The sequence below is a fragment of the Oscillibacter sp. PEA192 genome, assembly GCF_003574015.1.
GTDB lineage: Bacteria > Bacillota > Clostridia > Oscillospirales > Oscillospiraceae > Oscillibacter > Oscillibacter welbionis.
Map to the genome: position 1 here is coordinate 1761112 of NZ_AP018532.1, position 17357 is coordinate 1778468.

Sequence of the window (17357 nt, forward strand, 5' to 3'; positions counted from 1 at the left end):
GGAGGATGTGAAGTATGAAAATTGCAAAAGAGTGGCTGGACTTTCTACGGGAGCAATACCCTGCGGGCAGCCGCATTCAGCTCAGAGAGATAGGCAGCGACCCAGCCCCTATCCCACCTGGCTCCATGGGGACCCTGGATTACATTGACGATGCGGGACAGTTCCAGATTTCCTGGGACAAAGGCCGTAGTTTGGCGCTGGTCATTGGAGCGGACCGTTTCACGGTCCTGCCCCCGGAACCAGCCCTGTTGAAGCTCTATATGCCTTTAACTGCCGACTTCTACCCTCGGGACGAGTGGGGGGATTCCTCCGAAGAGGGAGAGCGGTGGGATGATCGGACACTCACGGAATACGAGGATCAGATTCTCGGTGCCCTCGTCAAAAACCGGATGCCGGAGGAACGGGAACGTGGCCTCATGCACTGGTACGGGGAGCAGGACAGTCTGAACGCCAAAGTCCGCTCCGCAGAATTCACGGTGGAAGTTCGGGATGGCTGTCTCTGGGGTGTAGCGGAATGTCAGGTAGTGGGTGAACTCACTTCTGGAGAGCTGACCAGGCTCAAGGACTTTATCAGCGGCCAGGCATCAGATGGCTGGGGCGAGGGCTTTGAACAGCGGGAGATCAAAGTGGATGGTGGAGAGCTGTATGTCCATCTCTGGAATTCAGATGACTGGAGCATCCAGACCGAACAGGAACAGTTTGTCCCCCAAATCGCCAAAGGGCTGCCGGAGCTGTGCTTCTCCACTTTGCAGACCACTGGCCAGCTCATCTGCATCAGGCGGGGCGAGTCCGGCTACTATCCCTCCGAATGGGAAACCGGCGATAAAGAGCGGAATGTAGAAGAGGCGGACAGGCTCAACGAGAGGATGGGGGTCACCCCCGCCCAGCGGATGGCCATGGAGATCGGTTCCATGGCGGGCTGGGATGTCCCGGGCGCTGATCCCAAGAACTATGAAATTCAGCGAAAAGAGCAGATAGGAGGGATGACTCTTGACTGAAAGAATCTTCGAAGTGGAGATCAGCAACAAGACCTCAAAGGGGTACGAGACAGCCACTGCGCTGGAGATGCCGGCTACCTGGGCAGAGTTTCACGACGCCCTGGAGAAAGCCCGGATCAAGGATGCCAGAGACTGTCATAATGAGCTGACCAAAATTGAATATCCCGGCATCCAGCGTGGGATGATCGGCGACAACGTCAACCTGTATGAATTGAACCTCCTGGCCCAGCGGCTGGCCATGCTGAGTGAGGACGACCGTATGGGCCTGGACGGCCTGCTCCAAATCGAGGGCGGACGGCACATCGGCCCCATCCCTCTGCCCCGCCTGATCAACCTGACCTACAATGCGGATATCTGCCTCTTGGCGCCCCATGTTTTCAACAATCAGCAACTTGGGGCGCTTTTGTACGAGAGCGGGATGCTGACGCAGGAGGCCATGACACTGTTGGATACCACCGAGGACGGCAGCGCATATCGAAAGGATCTGCTGGAGGTATTCGGGAAGCAGTATCAGGAAGATCACGGCGGGGTGTATACTCGCCGGGGCTATGTGGAGCCAGGTGGGGACTTCAAAGAAGTTTACAACCGCAAGGAGATCATGCCGTACTTTAACCGCACCGGTGCCCCTGTTGTGTTGGAAGTGCGGAAGGGATTCTTTAATGACCCTGCTTACGACAATGATCTGACTGCAACCCTGGATCTCCCCGCGGTGGATGACGCGATCTGGAATGCGGTAGAGACTGTGGATGCGGCGTCGATGAAAGAATGTGCTTTCCACTGCGTGGACTGTCGGATCCCATCCCTGCGAGGGTCCATCAATGATGCGATAGAGGATGAGGGAGGAATTGAACAGGTCAATGTATTTGCCCAGATGCTGTCTCAAAGGCAGCGTGTTTGGGATACCGCATCCTTTACTAAGTACAAAGCACTGTTGGATGCCAGTGGTAACCCGAACTTGGAGCAGGCAATCGAATTGGCAAAAGAATTGGACCAGTATGAACTCCGCCCTGAGATCGCAGAGCCTTGGGATTACACGGAAGTGATTTTGCGGGAGAAGTACCCGGACTTGCCGGAGGATCTGTTCCAGACGCCCCAGGCGGCCTGGATCGGGCAGAAATGGCTGGAGCAGGGTGACGCAGCCATTACGGACTATGGCCTGATCCGCCGGAAGGACGGTGGTCCTCTCCCCTGCTTCCGGCAGGAGCAGGCGCAGCAGACGCAGTTTCAGCGTGGCGGTATGGAGATGAGGTGATCGACATGGACAAAATCGAGGGAAAACCGTTTGGACAGCCCGCAAATGACATTGAGAAGCAGTGGCTTCTGGATCGGTTGAAGACCCTCTCTGCCCGGGAGGCATATCAGCTGGCCGCAATGATGCTGACGACCGGACGGCTGAGAGAAGTCTCTGGAAAAGAGGGAGATGAACTGCTGCTGGCAGTGCTGAAGCTGGATCGGAAAGAGACCACAGAGACCATCAACTGCCTGCTCTCCCTCTCAGACTATCAGGTACTCTGCCCCGCGGGAGGCTACGAAAAGCTGGGGGAATACTACCTGCGCTATGAAGCGGAGATGCCGGAGGCGGTGCTCCCCTATGCGAACCTGCAGCAGATCGGCTTCCGGTATGAAGAGCTGCACCCAGGCGTCTTCATCGGCGACTGCTTTGTGGTGCTCCCCGGCCGGGAACCGAAGCAGACCTACGATGGCACGAATCTGGACAAAGTGCAGGAGACGGACTGGAGCCTGCGGCTTCGTCTGGCGGCTCCCGCCGTGCCCAAGGGAGCCTGGGCCTGCCTGCCAGACCATGCCTTCGCAGAGCCAGATAGCCGACTGGGCGAGATCGCCTTAGCCTTACGGGAGCTGAAGGCAGAGACCATCCAAGAATGTGATTTGCTGGAGGTGCGCTGCTCTCTTCCGGGAATCACCATTCTTCAGGATGAGTACGACGACTTAAATGACCTCATCCGAGATGGCAACGATCTGGGCTTCCTGCTGGAAGAGCAAGGGCAAGGAATGCCGGACTTTATGGAAAAATTCACGGCTGCACTGGAGTATGAGAACTGCCACCGGCTCCAGGAGGCACTGGACATCGCTCAGAATCTGCATTGCTATGATTTCATGCGAGCGGACGATGTGGGAGCTTTCGGAAAGCGGGAGCTGGAGAAGCGAGGAGGGTTCAAGAACCCCCTCCTGCGGGACTGTATGGATACAGTTGGACTCGGAGAAGCCCTTCTGGAACAGCAGGGATACCGGCTCAATGTATCAGAGACCGCCTACATCCGGCGAAATGACCGGGAGTTCCAGCATCTGCGGATGCCCGCGCCGCCCAGGCATGATTGGGATATGACCATGTAAAATCAAATACGAAATATGGGCCGTTTTCCTGAAAGGGACAGCGGCCCCTTCTTTTTTTGCGCCCATTTTCGGGAAAGCGGATCCCGGAAGGGAGCGATCATGCGAAAAGAAGAACAACTGTTGGCATACCTGAAAGGTGCGTGTCCCGGCAGGCAGCATGCAGCACCAGGCAGGAGACTCAGAGACATCCTGGGCGTCAGCGAATCCAGGCTGCACGAGATGGTAAACCATCTGCGGCAGGAGGGGTATCCCATCGGCAGCGGCCGGGACGGATATTTCTATATCAGGACCTTCGGGGAGGCCCGGGAAACCGAAGAGCACCTGGCCCGGATGATCCGCGGCCTGGAAGCCGCCCGGCAGGGCCTGCTGCGCGGCATGGAGGAAAAGCTGCTTTCGGATGTGGGAGGTGGCTGCCATCGCTAGACCGTTTTTCCCGTGGCCAGGCAACAAGGTGAAGTTGGTCCCATTCATCGCCCCTATGATACCACCCCATGTGGAGACGTTTCTGGAGGTCTTCGGCGGCAGCGCCGCCCTGAGTCTGGCGCTGAAGCCGAAGAAGGGGCGGCTGGATATCTACAACGACGTGGACAACGATCTGTTCAATGTGTTCTGCTGTATCAAGGAAAATCAGCACGCCCTAGCGCGGGAGCTGAGATTCCTCCCAGTCCATGGCCGGGAACCCTTTCAGTTATACCGGAATATTGCGGCACATGAGGCGGACTACTTCAAACACATCGAGGAGGAAAAGCTGGTCCTTCAGGACCGCGCCTGCTTCACGCAGGAACAGGCGGAAGAGCTGTTGAAGGTGCTGAATGATCGGGCAAAGCTGTTTGATGTGGTTCGGGCGGCGGCGTTCCTGCTGCGTCAGTACGGTAGCTATAGCGGAACCGGGAATTCCGTGGCGGTCAAGACACTGCGTGTGGAGCCCATCATCAAGCGATTCCCTGAAGTCAGCCGACGGATTGAGAGCATCTTCCTGGAGAATCGGGACGCTCTGGAGCTGATCGGCGAGAGGGAAAATCCCAATGAGGTGGTCTATGCGGACCCGCCCTATGTGAAAGCGGAGCGAACATACCCTGCCGAATTTCCCAAGCAGAACCACACCCTGTTACGGGACCTCCTCTTGAAGTATCCGGGATATGCCATCATCTCTTACAATAACTGCCCCTTTGCTTATGTGTGATAAAGAAGCAATAGAAGTGCAAAAAATTTTGCCGTTCCTATCCGACACTTGGCCATTGTGTCGGATAGGTCGGGCGGTTATTCGGGCAAGTCAATCTTGCCGACAAAGCTGTAATAAATCTCAATGTCCTGCCTGCGGGTGCCGTTCTCATCATAGCTGCACTCATGCACCACAATTTTCTCGATCATTTCCCGCAAGAGAGTGGGGGTCAGTTCTTCAAAGGCAAGGTGCTTGCGGACAATGCCCATAAATTTCTCGGCGTTGACGGTAGCTGCCTGTGACTTGTCCAGTTCGGCTTGCAGGGCGGCGGCTCTCTTTTTCAGCTCCGCTTGCTCGGCTTCGTAGTCAGCCGACAGTTCCATGAAACGCTCATCGCTGATTTTGCCGTTTACATTGTCCTCATACAGCCGCTTGATAATGCGGCTGATTTCAGAAATGCGTTCCTGCGCCTGTTCAAGCTGCTTGATGGCTGCGGCGGTCTTTCGCTTGCCGCCGATCTCGTTCTGCTGGACAAGTAGTTTCACAAACCGGCTCTCATGCTTGGCTGCGTATTCGGTCACTTGCCGGAGATTTGCCAGGACACCAGCGGTCAACAGATCGGTGCGGATAAAGTGCGCCGTACAGTTGCGGGTGCGCTTCTTGTAGCTGCCGCAGATGTAGCAGTCCTGTTTGCGGTCTTTGTTCTGATACCGCTGCTGATACAGCACATGGCCGCAGTCGGCGCAGAACAAAATCCCGGAGAACAGCCCCACTTCATCGTAGCGGTTCGGGCGTTTGCGCTGTTTGCGTAACTCCTGCACCCGTTCCCATGTTTCCTTGTCGATGATCGGCTCATGGTGGTTCTCGAAAATGGCCTGCTTCTCGACGGGGTTCTCTATGCTGTGCTTGACCTTATAAGAAGGCTTTTCCGTTTTGAAGTTCACCAGACATCCGGTGTACTCTCGGTTTTCGAGGATATGAACGACGGTGTTGGTCGCCCATTTGCACTCATAGCCTGGGTGATAACGGCGGGTGCTGCCTGTCCGCTGATATTCCAGCGTCCCCGGCGTGGGGATTTGCTGCTCCGTCAGCATACGGGCAATCTTGGTCGGGCCGTTCCCGGCAAGGCAAAGCTGGTAAATCTGCTGCACCACCGGGGCGGCTTCCTCGTCTATAATAAAATTCTCGTCCTCGTCCATCACATAGCCGTAAACCGGCTTGCTGGTAACAGGCTTGCCGCTCATGCCTTTTGACTTTTTCACTGCCTTGATTTTCTTGCTCGTATCTCTCACCAGCCATTCATTGAACAGATTTCGCAGCGGGGTAAAATCGTTGTCCATGCCCTCGCTGGCACTGTCCACATTATCGTTGACAGCGATAAAACGCACACCCTTTTGAGGGAACAGCATTTCCGTGTAAAACCCTACCTGCAAGTAGTTTCGCCCTAACCGGCTCATGTCCTTGACGATGACCGTACCCACTTTCCCGGCTTCAATGTCCGCAAGCATGGCTTGAAATCCGGGCCGCTGGAAGTTCGCGCCGGAAAAACCGTCGTCGGTGTACCAGCGCAGATTGGTAAAGCCGTTCTGTTTTGCGTAGGTTTCGAGTATCCTTTTTTGGTTCGATATGGAATTACTCTCGCCTTGCAATTCATCCTCGTGGGACAATCTCGGATAAAGGGCGGTAATGAGGTTTTGGGTGGCTTGTCTTAACATAAAATCCTCCGTTTCCGACAGCCAGCCCCACTATTCCGTGGTTTCATTGTACCACGGAACGGCGGGGGCTGTACAGCGGCAAAAGCGTTAAATTTGCTTCTTTACAGCTTTTCAATTTTCCGATTTTTATGGTATGGGTTGTCGTCCCATATTTGCAGTAGAAAAGTTCATAACTCCGTGGTATACTCTGATTTAACAAAAAAATCAGAAGTTAAAGGAGAAAACATGAAGTATACAATAGATGAATTAACCGCGGCCAAAAGGCAAATTGATTCAACTCTGCACAAGCTAAGAGAAACAGTAAAAACATTTGAATCAAAGGATAATTCCGAGCGTTATAAATCACAAATCACATTGGCAAAGAGAAGAATAAAAGCCTTTGAAATTGCAAATTATTTTATAGAGAATGAGATTAAGAATTGCTAAAGCACTTCCGATTTTCGTTCCAGCGGTCATGCTCCCTGGCATGGCCGCTTTTCCATGCCCCGGTTCACGCCGGATAAGTCGGCTCCTGTGTAGCAGCGGCTTCCGCTTCCAGTACCCGCGCCATTTTGTCGGCGGCTGTGGTTGTGGTGTCTTTCTTGAAATAGCCGGACACGACAAGGACGGAATTGCCCATGCGGATTTCCGTCACACAGTCAGGGCGGCGGGTGGTGCGGGTGTCGTGCTGCTTGTTATCTGCCATAGGCAATACTCCTTTCAGTCGGTAATCAGTTTCTTCATGCTCTCCATTTTCCGCTTGGCGGTTTCCTGCCGGAAGTTGTCGCCGGTAAAGCGTACCGGGACGCACATGGAAAGCAGGCGGTCATAAATCCGGGAATGGGCGGTGTCCTCCGGGTTGTGCAGGTCGTCCAGCGTAAGGTTGGTCGTGACGATCAGCGGCTTGCCGCTGCGGTAACGGCTGTCAATCACATTGAACACCTGTTCCAGCCCGTATTCCGTCCCGCGTTCCATGCCGAAGTCGTCAAGGATCAGCAGCGGATAACGACAAAGGCGGGAAATGTACTCGTTGCGCCCCTCAAAGCTGGCGGCAAGGTCATTGAGGATAAGAGCAAAGTTCGTCATGCGGACGGGGATTTCTTTCTCCATGAGGGCGTTTGCGATACAGCCTGCAAGGTAGCTTTTGCCGGTGCCTACGCCGCCCCAGAACAGGCAGCCGATATTGTCTGTCCGCATATCTTCCCAATGCTCCACATACCGGCGGGCAAGCCCGGTCTGCGGGTTCCTGCCGTTGTCGTTCTCGAAAGTCCAGTCCCGCATGGTGGGGTCGGTAAAGCCCCGGCGTTTCAGTTCTTCCACGGTGTCAAGGTGTCTGCGCCGCTTTTCGGCGGCTTCCCGTTCCTCGCGGGCGGTTCTCTGGCAGTCGCACTCTGCCGGGTGGCGGTCGCGCCCGAAGATAGCGGCCTTATCCGGCGCAAAATAGGCTTCTTTCGGCTTGCGGCACTTGCCGCAGTACAGTAAACCGTCCTCGCCGGTGTAGTCCTCCGGCTCCGGGATGGTGGTCGTCATATTCTCCAAAACCGCGTTGATTTCATTCTTCATAAACTCTCGCCCTCCTTGCATGAGTAGTCTGGTATGCCCTTTTTAGGGGCTTCCTTTTTGTCGTTCCCCGCCCATATCCGCAGGGCGGCGGCATAGTTCTGGTAGCTTTTCCCGTTGGCGGCAAGGTAGCGGCTCATTTCCTCGATGAACCGTTCCAGCCTGTCAGGGTACTCTGCCTGCAACTCGTCGTATTCGGTCTGTGACAGAAAAATATTTCCATATCGGCCATAGGGCGCGGACGGCCCCCCACTCACTCCCTTTGTTTGGCTCTCTGTAAGGTTGTTTATAGTAGTTTGGTTAGGGGACGGTTTTCCGACCATCATAAGGTCGGTTTTCTGACCATCAGTAGGACGGTTTTCCGGCTCTATGAGGGGCGGACTTCCGGCCATCAGTTGGTCTGAAAACTGTACCTGTGGCACTGGCGGTACTTTGACATAAAGCCGGTTCGGTGCGGAGAAGCCGCCCCGTTCCCGTTCCAACAGCCCCGCCGTGTCCAGTTCATTAAGCGCCCCCTTGATGGTGGTGCTGCCTTTATCCAGTATTTCTGCTATCTCCGCGATGGGATAGATAATATAAATCCTGCCCTCGTCGTCCAGCCACTTGTTTTTCTGGGAGAGGGTGGAACGGTCTAACAGCAGCGAATACAGCAGCTTGGCGGTCTGTGAAATCTCCATTTTCAGCAGGAAACGGGGATACGGCAGATAGGCGGGCAGCCGCGTGTCTGCCCTGATATAATCAGCGATAGGATCACCTCCCTGTGTTCGGGTTGATTTTGGCGTATTGTCACGCATTAAAACGCCGTTTCCGGGGGAAAAGGATAAATGTATCGCGTACCCTTTGACACCCACGAAAAAAGCCTTGATTTATGCGGGTTTGAAAGGCTCTAAAGCGTGACATCTCTGCCTTTGTTTCCGCTTTCTCTCGGCGGCTTTGATTTTCTTCATGCGCCCGGCGCAGTCGGGGCAGTATTTTCCCCGGTTGGATTTGGGGACAAAGGCCGCCCCGCAGACGGCACACCGTTTCCGGCTTCCCCGGCACAAGAGGGCTGCGGCCAGCTCCCCGTCAAGGGGCAGGACAGCCACACGGAACCAGTGGCACATGAGGGAAAAGGAAATGCTCTGGACGCACACGCAAGGCTCCCCGTCGTCCAATAGCAGGCAGTTCCCCTCATCGTAGTTACAGCACTCATGTACCAGCCGCCGCGCCCGCCGGTGCTGGCGGTAGTCCATGTGGGGCAGGTTATCGCTCATGGCTCTGCTCCTTTCTGCGGTGCGGCTCGTCCCGGCGCAAAATCTGGTCGATGTTCCGCTTGACGGTCTGCAACTCCTTGAACCGCTGTTTCTGTTCGTGATAGGTGTTATACAGGCCGTCTTTCTCGGAGATAAGCTGCTCGATCTCGGCCTGCAACGCTTTCCGGGCGGGCAGCTTGGTAATGCCATGCGCCTTGAAATACCGGGCTGCTGCGTCGGCTATGATAAAATCGCTCTCATGGGCCTGCCGGTATGCGGCGCGGGCTTTCTCGGATTTCTGTGCCCGCAGCCCGTCGCGGGCGGCCTTGGTCTGGGCGTAGGCCAACACCTGCCGCTGCAACTTCTTTTTCCCTTGCAGCTTCGTTTCCAGTGCTTTCAGTTCGCCGCTGGTCTGGCGCATTTTCTGATAGGCGGTGTCAACGGCGGCTTCTAACTGCTCCGGGGAAGTAAAGCCGTATTGCTGGTAGACGGACAGCGTTTTGGCGGCCTGCTTCAGATTGTGTATCTTCGCCCAGCGTTCATAGCCCCGGCCTTTGCCCTCGGCCATTTTCTGCTCAATGTCCACAAGCCGCTGCACTCCGTCCTGTTTCGGGGCGGCTATCTCGGCTCTGGCAACCTGCAAGCGGTCTTTTATGGTGCGTGGGGGATCGGGGGATCTGGCTGGCGCTTCGGCTGCTCTGGCGGCGTTTTGCTCTAAAACGGCAAAGACAGCGGCGCGGTCAAAATCGTCGCCCAGCTTCCGGGCGGTAATTGGCTTTGTCCTGTCCGGCGTGAGGTAGGAAAGCCGCCCCCGGCTCTCCTTGACGGTCACACCCTCCTGCAGCAACAGAGAGGAAAACTCGTCAAAGCTGGCGGCGGTGGCAAGGGCTTTCCGTAGGGTCTGCCGCAGCTTCTCCTTGTTCGTTTCAAACTTGGTCTGCCGGGGCGTGATACTATCGGCAATCATGGGGGCGTTCTGCTTGTCCAGCGCGGCCTGTCCCTTTTTCTGCGCCCAATACTCCCGGTCGGTGACGCGGTTCTTGCTGCCGTTCAAGAGGTCGATTTGATAAAGCCCCTCCCGGTGGCACATCTCCATGACTTCGGATTTGAAGTAGCGCAGGGCAGCGTCGGTACATCGGTGCTTGCAGCCGACTTTCGTATCGGCCGGCCTGTCCATGTAGGGCAGGAACGGCACTTCCTCAATCCGCAGGCTGTTTATGACGATATGCACATGAATGTTGCCGCTGTGGTTATGCCCGTCCGGGTGGGTGCAGACAAGGGCCTGGTGGCCGGGAAAATGCTCTTTACAGAATTGTTCCCCCAACGCCTGCGCCCGGTCTACGGTCAGGCCGTTGTCCGGCCCGTCCCGCGGGTCAAAGCTGATGATGTAGTGGTGGCTTTTCACATCTTCCCGCCGCTGGTTTTTCTGATAGCGGAGATTGGCCCGCATACACGCAACGGCAAAATCCTCCCCGTCGCAGTTCAGCGTGGACAGCCGGTAGTCCTCGCGGGGGATAAGCCTGCCGGTTTCATCAAGGACGGGCTTCATGGTAAACTCGTCATGCTCAAAGAGAAGATATTGCTCGGCGGCTCCGTAGTCGGCGTTTTTAGAGTTGATATGCTTGAGTGTTGCCAACCGCGTCACCTACTTTCTTGAGGACTTCATACTTGAGGACGGCAAGGTCGGATATGGCGGCGCGTACCTCGCCGGAAAGGGTGTTGTAGGGTACGCCGTATTCGTTCAGATACCGGGCAATCTGATTGAGGTTGCCGCCGATCCTGCCGTACTCGGCTGTCAGCTTCCCGACAGCGGAAAGCAACTCGTCATTGACCGACGACACATGGACAACCGGGCGTATGGTCGCCCGCCGTATCGCCTGCCGGAGAAATTCGGACTGGCTGATACCATAGGGCGCAAGCCGCGCTGTGAAGTCGGCATACTCATCTTCGGACAGCCGGGTTTTCACAACGCGGCTGCGGTGGGGCGTGTTGTATTTCTTTCGCATGGTGTGACCTCCTTTCTCGCCCGTAAGGGCGCATGAGCAGGGTTTGGGGAAGGCACTCCCCAACAAGTTTCCCGCGAGGGGCAAAACTGCAGAATTGCGGATTTTGGCACCGTGGTAGAAACTTGCTCTCCGTGACTGCAAACTTTCTCTCACTTCCGTCCGCCACTTTTTTGGAAAACTGCAACCACAAAAGTTTGTTTCTCTTTTTCTGCTACTACTAATCCTGTAAAGGGCATTCCTGCCCGCTTTCGCTAAAATGACACCGGACGCAGTGGTTTCTACCCGGTGTTGGAGAAATCCTTTCTCTTTGCCCTCTACTACGGGTAAATGCTCCAAATGCCAAACACCAGGGCAGAAAAATTCCCTCCTCGCTTACTACTACAACCGGCAGGGGGCAAAATGGCCGGGAGCGGAGCCGGACAACAAAAAAAGCAGTAAATCTTTTTCAAGACTTACTGCTTTCGCTGGCCGCGTCGGTGGCGGCTGGTATTCAGTTTTTATGACTTGTCCGGTGGTTCGTCAAGCCGGAACTTGAATTGACAGTCAATTAACCGCTGCTTTACATAGTCCTCCACCTCGGCGTTGACCTGCCCGTTCACTTTTGAGAAATAGCGGATATATCCGGCGTAGTGGAGCAGGACAGCGTTCACGGCTTCTGGGTCGCCCTCACGGGCTTTGAGGATTGTTTCATAGGGGAGAAGTCTACTCATACCGGCTCACCCCCATTTCTTCGCGTAGCCGCTGCAAGGCAAGCTGGATATGCCGCCCCGCTGTGCTGCGTGACCGGCCAATACACGCGCCGATCACGCGCTGCGGCTGGCGCAGAAAGTAATAGCGCAGGATTTCTTCCCGCGTCTGCTCCGGCAAAACAGAGATCGCGTCGGCAAGGGCGGCGTTGCAGAGCAGGACGGTCTGACCGCAGACGGTAAATGGGTATTCCTCGTCCGGCTCCGACGCGGCAAACTGGACAAACTTCTCGTTCATCAGATAGTCAAGGGAAACTTGCCGTTCCCATTGCCGTTTAAGCTTCAAAATCTTGTCCAAGGCGGCACAGCGGATAACAGTCTTGCAAAAGGCGTTGTACCTGCGCTGGATATATTCTTGATAGGCTATCTGGTCGGTCATGGAAATTCCCCTTTCTGAATAATAGTGCGGGGCGGTGGCACTTCTTGCTGTCGCCCCTTGATTGCCTACCAGCAAAGGCGGGCGGGGCTGTCAACGGCTGCGCATATGCGCCGTTCATCTTGACCGTTGACTGGCTCGGCTGGGTTTGCTATTTACCCGACAAACTTGAATTTATTTTAAGCTATCACGTTTTACCTTCTTAAGCCTTACTATCATTACCATAGGAATTTCTTTGTTGGTTTTAAAACATTCTTCATAAAATCCATCAATGACAAATCCAGCTCTAAAACAAAGGTTAAAAATATCTTGTATGGAACGATGATAATAAATCTGCTCTTTCGGTTGCCCTTCAATCGCTATATCATAGTAACTGTGCGGTGTCATATATTTTTCAGTCAACGTGACAAAACAAGGGTGTTGCGTTGCAAAGACAAAAATTCCGCTTTCCTGCAACAGTTCATAAACAGCCATAAGAAGTGGTTCAATATCCGTAATATCCATAATTGCCATATTAGAAACTGCTTTCGTAAAGGCTCGATTTCTTTTTAATTCTAATATACTTTTTCTATCGGTCGCATCCGCCACACAAAATTCAATTTGTTTTGCATATTGTGATTGCCGTCTTTTAGCCAATTCTATCATTTTTTTGCTGTAATCAAAAGCGACAACCGAAGCGCCTCTTTGTGCAAGATACGAAGAATAATTTCCATTGCCACACGCAATATCCAAAATGTAATCCGCAGGATTAGGAGATAGAAGTTCCGTTACTTTGGGACGCACTACCTCTCTGTGAAATTCATTAGATTCGTCACCCATTGCATTATCCCAAAATTGTGCGTTCTCCTCCCAGATTTTTTTACTTTCCTCTGTTCCCATGTTCTCTCCCACTCCCCAAATTTGCTTTTTTGCTTCCATTAAATCTTCCTTACTATATTCCATTGTTACCCTCCATAACTTCTGATTGTTGCCGTCTTGACGATTATGTATCTTTACATTACCTTCTGAAACATATGGCGCACCTTGTCCAGGCGGCTGTTTGGACGGCGGGGCTGGATGACCGGCTGACCGACAGCGGCCTGATATCCTTTCAGCTCTGTAAGGCATACGCTCCGCCCGTTGGTGTAAAAGGCCAGATCAGTACGGTATGCCTGTATACAGCGGGCGGGAATCTCGCCAGTAAAGACAACTTCATCCTTTTTTACCTGGGCCGTTTCGATGGTGGCACAGTATTTCGGTGCATCATGATAAGCCCTGGAAAGGTATTCCTGGGGCGCATAGAGGATGAAGGAGAGATAAGGTTCCAGCAGCTGCGTCCCCGATTCCTTCAATGCCTGTTCCAATACAATCGGGGCCAATGAGCGGAAGTCCGCCGGCGTGCTGACCGGACTGTAATAAAGCCCGTATTCAAAGCAAATCTTACAGTCCGTTACGTTCCAGCCGAACAAGCCCTGCTCCAGCCCGTAACGGATACCATCCCTGACAGCGTTTTGAAAACTCTGGTTCAAGTATCCCAGCGAAACCCGGCTCTCGTATTGTACACCGGAGCCAAGCGAGAGTGGTGTAACAGACAGTCCTATGGATGCCCAAAACGGGTTGGGCGGCACCTCGATATGGATGGTGTGGCTGGCTGCTTTGAGCGGCCGCTCCATATAAATGACGGAGGGTTCCTTTACCACTGTTTCAAGCTTGTATTTTTCCGACAGCAAAGCGGAAACAACCTCCAACTGCACCCGGCCCAAAAAAGAAAGAATGATCTCATGGGTGATGGAATCCACTTCGCAACGCAAAAGCGGGTCAGTATCCGCAAGTTGCGTAAGAGCGTCCAGCAGCCGTTCTCTTTGCGCTGCCGTTTTCGGCGCAATCGTCGTCCGCAGCATGGGGAGGGGGTCCTCGCGCCACCTTTTACGAGGGAGCCGGGTTTGGTCCCCTAATACATCGTTTAACCTCACGCTGTCGCTGGGAAGGATAACAATTTCACCCTGATAAGCGGTGTCTGTCCGAACAATTTCCCCTTTGGATGGAATACGCATCTCTGTGATTTTCAGCTTTTCTCTCCCGGCCAGGGCCACCGTATCCCGCAGGCGCAGCGTTCCGCTGTATAACCGTAGATAGACACGCCGCTGGCCGCAATCGGTGTACTCAACCTTGAAAACGCTGCCGCATAGGGCGGCGCCCCCCTGTTCCCCAATCGGTTGGAACAGCCCTGTCACCGCATCCATCAACGGTTGAATGCCAAGGCCATTTTTGGCGCTGCCATGATAGACTGGGAACAGGGAGGCGTCTTGAACCCGCTGCTGTTCCTCCCGCGCAAGTTTTTCCCGGCTGATTGGTTCTCCTGCGATATACTTTTCCAATAATTCATCGTTATTTTCGATGACCGCATCCCATGCTTCTATGTCGGTATTTTCCTCCAGGACTATTTCCGGGGACAGCGACACCGTCTGCTTGATGATAATATCGGCGGAGAGCTTATCCCGAACAGACTGAACCACGCTCTGCAAATCAACGCCAGCCTGGTCGATCTTGTTGATAAAGATAACGGTGGGAATGTTCATTTTCCGCAGGGCATGGAACAGAATACGGGTCTGGGCCTGCACGCCATCTTTAGCGGAGATCACCAAGATGGCCCCATCTAAAACAGCCAAAGAGCGGTACACCTCCGCCAAAAAATCCATGTGGCCGGGCGTATCCACAATGTTAACTTTACATCTGTGCCACTGGAAGGAAGTGACTGCCGCTTGAATGGTAATCCCACGCTGCCGCTCCAAAAACATGGTGTCCGTCCTCGTTGTCCCTTTTTCGACGCTCCCCGGTTCTGAAATGGCTCCGCTGGCATATAGCAGGCTCTCCGTCAAGGTCGTCTTTCCAGCGTCTACATGGGCAAGAATTCCAATATTGATTATTTTCATGTGATTGTCCTCCCTTTACAGCCCCAAAGGGCATAAAAATCCCCAGCAGTAAAATACTTTTACCACTGGGGATTATAAGTTGCGGACATACACATATACAGCATACACCTGTTTGTGATTGCTGTTTTTGGGGATATGTCAAAATTGATAAGGCAAAAGTATTCTTAAATTGGGTACAAAAAACTAAGCCCCTACAAAAGGAGCTATCATAATCCTTTGTTCCCACTATTTGATTATAGTTTTATTTAAGAATACCTTGCCGCATATTTTTTACTCCTTTTCTGGATTAAATCATTGTATCACATCAGTTTTAGGAAAGCAAGTACCTAAAAGAAATTTTTCTTCCCCTTATATGTAACAATCATACCGGCTTCCTAGCGTTCAGAATGTTTTCTGCTGTCTGCTGTGGTGTTTGGTTGGAATTGTCCAACCAAAAGCCGATCCGTGGTGTTGTCTGCATTTTACTAAATACAAATTCAATGTATACAGAAAGATATAAGGAGTGGGAGGGATTCCGCCGTAGTTGGCATTGTAGGAAAATCCAAAAGTTTAGATTTTCCCACAATGCTTATCTTTTGGTCTTTGGTTCGGAATAGTGTAGTGCTGGCGGTCTATCTCTTGTTTTCGGTTGCTTGCTTCCTTACCGTACATGAGCATTGGCCTGGGAGTTGTATCGGAAGGACTTTTTCATCTTCTCCCTGGTCCGGGAAAATCCGCTGAAAAAGGAACGTGGGGCAATTTACAAAGAACTGATCATCACCAACTACGATCCCAGGCCTCTCATGGACCAGCAGCTGGACCTGTTTGAACGTGAGATGGATGAGAAATGGGTCCTGGTCCCAGTTAACATCCCAACTCACACGCTGAAAACTCTTTAGGAGGAAGATAACCATGAAATTTACACTGCACCGTAAGCCCGACAGCAAAGCCCAGAAGATCCCCTTCCCTGCTATGCAGATCGCCGGTCTCGCAGACGCGGAGGCGTTGGTGCTCCGTGCGGAAGAGGGCTGCATTCTTCTGGCACGTGATTCGCTCTCTACTAGGGAAATTGTCAAGGTGATTGCTTTCCTGGATGAGATCGTCACGTCCATGGCGGAACAACTGGCGAAAAAAAGCGACGAGATGGCCAGCCTGCAAGAGGAAGATGATCCTCTGAATGCATTCGACGAGGATGAGATCGACACGCTGGAGGACTTTTGTATCAACTTGGAGGGCCTCCGGAGCCTCCTTGCTATGGAGGATGGCAGAGATGAATGAAGCATATCTCTACCCATATTCCGCAGAGTATGCCCGCCAACGGGGAGAAGAGTCTCTATGGCGGGCCAGTTACCTGAGCAACATGGACTGCAAGGATGCCATTCGGAAAGCCGTCTGGCAGCATTACGACGGTGCCCATCTGGACGGAGACTGTCTGGCCAAAGTTATCCAGGAGTTCGGCTATAAACGAACAGCTTGGGTGCTGGCTAACACGATACAGCAGTTGGAATGGGGTGGCCAGTACAGTTCTGAGAATAAAGAGTGGGCCAGTCGAATCTATATCCCACCAGACAAATCCCACAATCTCAACTTTGTGGTGCCAATCCGTTCCGCTGTGCTGAATGGTGTGGTAGATCAGTACCGTGCCGCGTATCAGGCTTTGGGGCTCTTCAGCCCTAATCAATGTGAGCCAGACTCTTTCGAGAAACTGGACTACGAGGGAAAGGTGCTGGTGCTTTCTCCGGATACTCTGAAAGAGTCCTGCTGGAAGCCTGAAAATCAGCTCTGGTACGCCCATGACGGCTTTGGGTGCAGCCCCACCGCCATTGGAAGATCTATCCGCTGCACCTGCCTGAATGATGAAGAAATGGCCCGCTGGAACCGGACCGACTTCACTGGTGTGCTGAAGGAAGAGTTTCTGCCAGACTGGGCAAGGGAAAAACTTCAGGAACTGAAACTGAACAAATTACAGCAGATGAGTCGCTCCGAAAAGGAGCAAGCCCTTGCCATGCGGATCAACCTTGCATGGGACAGATATGAGATGTCGCTCCAAACGCTTTCCGTCTCTGAAGTCATCGACCAGATAGCGGATGTGTCCGCAGTGTGGATGTGTCGGGATGCTCTGCTCAAGGATATGGAGCTGTATTCAGATGAACAGTTGATATTTCTACTCTCCCTGTTTGACCCGCTGGACCAGATGCGGGACCATCTGGCCCAGGAGCAGGAGGCGGATCAAATGGAACAGGTGAACGATGCGATCCGATGCCTTCAAAAAGAGCTGCAGGAGAGTCAGAAAATCAAGACGCCTGGCCAAGGCGGAATGTCCATGAAGTAACAGGAGAT

19 protein-coding genes are annotated in these 17357 nt (G+C 53.4%); 8 read left to right on the forward strand and 11 right to left on the reverse strand.

Annotated elements, in window-relative coordinates:
• Positions 1-14 precede the first annotated feature (14 nt).
• From DN611_RS08685 to DN611_RS08705, 5 genes are all read left to right on the forward strand, one after another.
• Positions 15-998 carry a DUF4314 domain-containing protein gene (locus tag DN611_RS08685; protein WP_025543403.1) on the forward strand — a complete coding sequence of 328 codons (984 nt, stop codon included), beginning with the start codon at positions 15-17 and terminating at the stop codon, positions 996-998.
• On the forward strand, positions 991-2250 hold the full coding sequence (locus DN611_RS08690; protein WP_174232998.1) for a hypothetical protein: 1260 nt from the start codon (positions 991-993) through the stop codon (positions 2248-2250). Before DN611_RS08685 ends, DN611_RS08690 begins: the two co-directional genes overlap by 8 nt.
• A 5-nt stretch (positions 2251-2255) precedes the next feature.
• Complete coding sequence (locus tag DN611_RS08695; RefSeq protein WP_119311115.1) at positions 2256-3350, forward strand: hypothetical protein; 1095 nt, start codon at positions 2256-2258, stop codon at positions 3348-3350.
• Between the two features lie 219 nt (positions 3351-3569).
• A complete protein-coding gene (locus DN611_RS08700; RefSeq protein WP_051365430.1) occupies positions 3570-3773 on the forward strand; it encodes a hypothetical protein in 204 nt (67 codons plus the stop codon).
• Positions 3748-4533: a DNA adenine methylase gene (locus DN611_RS08705; RefSeq protein WP_119311116.1), complete on the forward strand. Its 786-nt coding sequence runs from the start codon at positions 3748-3750 to the stop codon at positions 4531-4533. The genes DN611_RS08700 and DN611_RS08705 overlap by 26 nt, the downstream gene beginning before the upstream one ends.
• 77 nt (positions 4534-4610) lie before the next feature.
• Here the strand turns inward: DN611_RS08705 and DN611_RS08710 are convergent, their stop codons facing one another.
• A complete protein-coding gene (locus tag DN611_RS08710) occupies positions 4611-6227 on the reverse strand; it encodes a recombinase family protein (protein ID WP_002596236.1) in 1617 nt (538 codons plus the stop codon).
• A 225-nt stretch (positions 6228-6452) separates the two neighbouring features.
• Between DN611_RS08710 and DN611_RS08715 the strand changes: the two genes are divergently transcribed.
• Positions 6453-6653 carry a hypothetical protein gene (locus DN611_RS08715; protein WP_002596235.1) on the forward strand — a complete coding sequence of 67 codons (201 nt, stop codon included), beginning with the start codon at positions 6453-6455 and terminating at the stop codon, positions 6651-6653.
• A 64-nt stretch (positions 6654-6717) separates the two neighbouring features.
• Here the strand turns inward: DN611_RS08715 and DN611_RS08720 are convergent, their stop codons facing one another.
• The 10 genes from DN611_RS08720 to tet(W) form a co-directional block, all read right to left on the reverse strand.
• Entirely contained in the window at positions 6718-6912 is a 195-nt protein-coding gene (locus DN611_RS08720) for a transposon-encoded TnpW family protein (RefSeq protein ID WP_002596234.1), read from the reverse strand.
• Positions 6913-6926: 14 nt separating this feature from the next.
• A complete protein-coding gene (locus DN611_RS08725) occupies positions 6927-7769 on the reverse strand; it encodes an ATP-binding protein (RefSeq protein WP_002596233.1) in 843 nt (280 codons plus the stop codon).
• A complete protein-coding gene (locus DN611_RS08730; protein WP_002596232.1) occupies positions 7766-8617 on the reverse strand; it encodes a replication initiator protein A in 852 nt (283 codons plus the stop codon). The genes DN611_RS08725 and DN611_RS08730 overlap by 4 nt, the downstream gene beginning before the upstream one ends.
• A gap of 15 nt (positions 8618-8632) precedes the next feature.
• A complete protein-coding gene (locus tag DN611_RS08735; protein ID WP_002596231.1) occupies positions 8633-9019 on the reverse strand; it encodes a cysteine-rich VLP domain-containing protein in 387 nt (128 codons plus the stop codon).
• Complete coding sequence (locus tag DN611_RS08740; protein WP_002596230.1) at positions 9009-10634, reverse strand: relaxase/mobilization nuclease domain-containing protein; 1626 nt, start codon at positions 10632-10634, stop codon at positions 9009-9011. The genes DN611_RS08735 and DN611_RS08740 overlap by 11 nt, the downstream gene beginning before the upstream one ends.
• On the reverse strand, positions 10606-11004 hold the full coding sequence (locus tag DN611_RS08745) for a plasmid mobilization protein (protein ID WP_002596229.1): 399 nt from the start codon (positions 11002-11004) through the stop codon (positions 10606-10608). Before DN611_RS08745 ends, DN611_RS08740 begins: the two co-directional genes overlap by 29 nt.
• Positions 11005-11501: 497 nt before the next feature.
• Positions 11502-11714 carry a helix-turn-helix domain-containing protein gene (locus DN611_RS08755; protein WP_002586615.1) on the reverse strand — a complete coding sequence of 71 codons (213 nt, stop codon included), beginning with the start codon at positions 11712-11714 and terminating at the stop codon, positions 11502-11504.
• Complete coding sequence (locus DN611_RS08760; protein ID WP_002586616.1) at positions 11707-12129, reverse strand: sigma-70 family RNA polymerase sigma factor; 423 nt, start codon at positions 12127-12129, stop codon at positions 11707-11709. The genes DN611_RS08755 and DN611_RS08760 overlap by 8 nt, the downstream gene beginning before the upstream one ends.
• A 171-nt stretch (positions 12130-12300) precedes the next feature.
• A complete protein-coding gene (locus DN611_RS08770; protein ID WP_002586626.1) occupies positions 12301-13068 on the reverse strand; it encodes a class I SAM-dependent methyltransferase in 768 nt (255 codons plus the stop codon).
• Positions 13069-13118: 50 nt separating this feature from the next.
• Positions 13119-15038, reverse strand: a complete 1920-nt coding sequence (gene tet(W), locus DN611_RS08775) for a tetracycline resistance ribosomal protection protein Tet(W) (RefSeq protein WP_002586627.1) — start codon at positions 15036-15038, stop codon at positions 13119-13121.
• An 891-nt stretch (positions 15039-15929) separates the two neighbouring features.
• Between tet(W) and DN611_RS08790 the strand changes: the two genes are divergently transcribed.
• Both DN611_RS08790 and DN611_RS08795 read left to right on the forward strand, forming a co-directional pair.
• Positions 15930-16295, forward strand: a complete 366-nt coding sequence (locus tag DN611_RS08790) for a hypothetical protein (protein WP_025543398.1) — start codon at positions 15930-15932, stop codon at positions 16293-16295.
• Entirely contained in the window at positions 16288-17349 is a 1062-nt protein-coding gene (locus DN611_RS08795) for a DUF3849 domain-containing protein (protein ID WP_119311118.1), read from the forward strand. Before DN611_RS08790 ends, DN611_RS08795 begins: the two co-directional genes overlap by 8 nt.
• Positions 17350-17357: the final 8 nt, after the last annotated feature.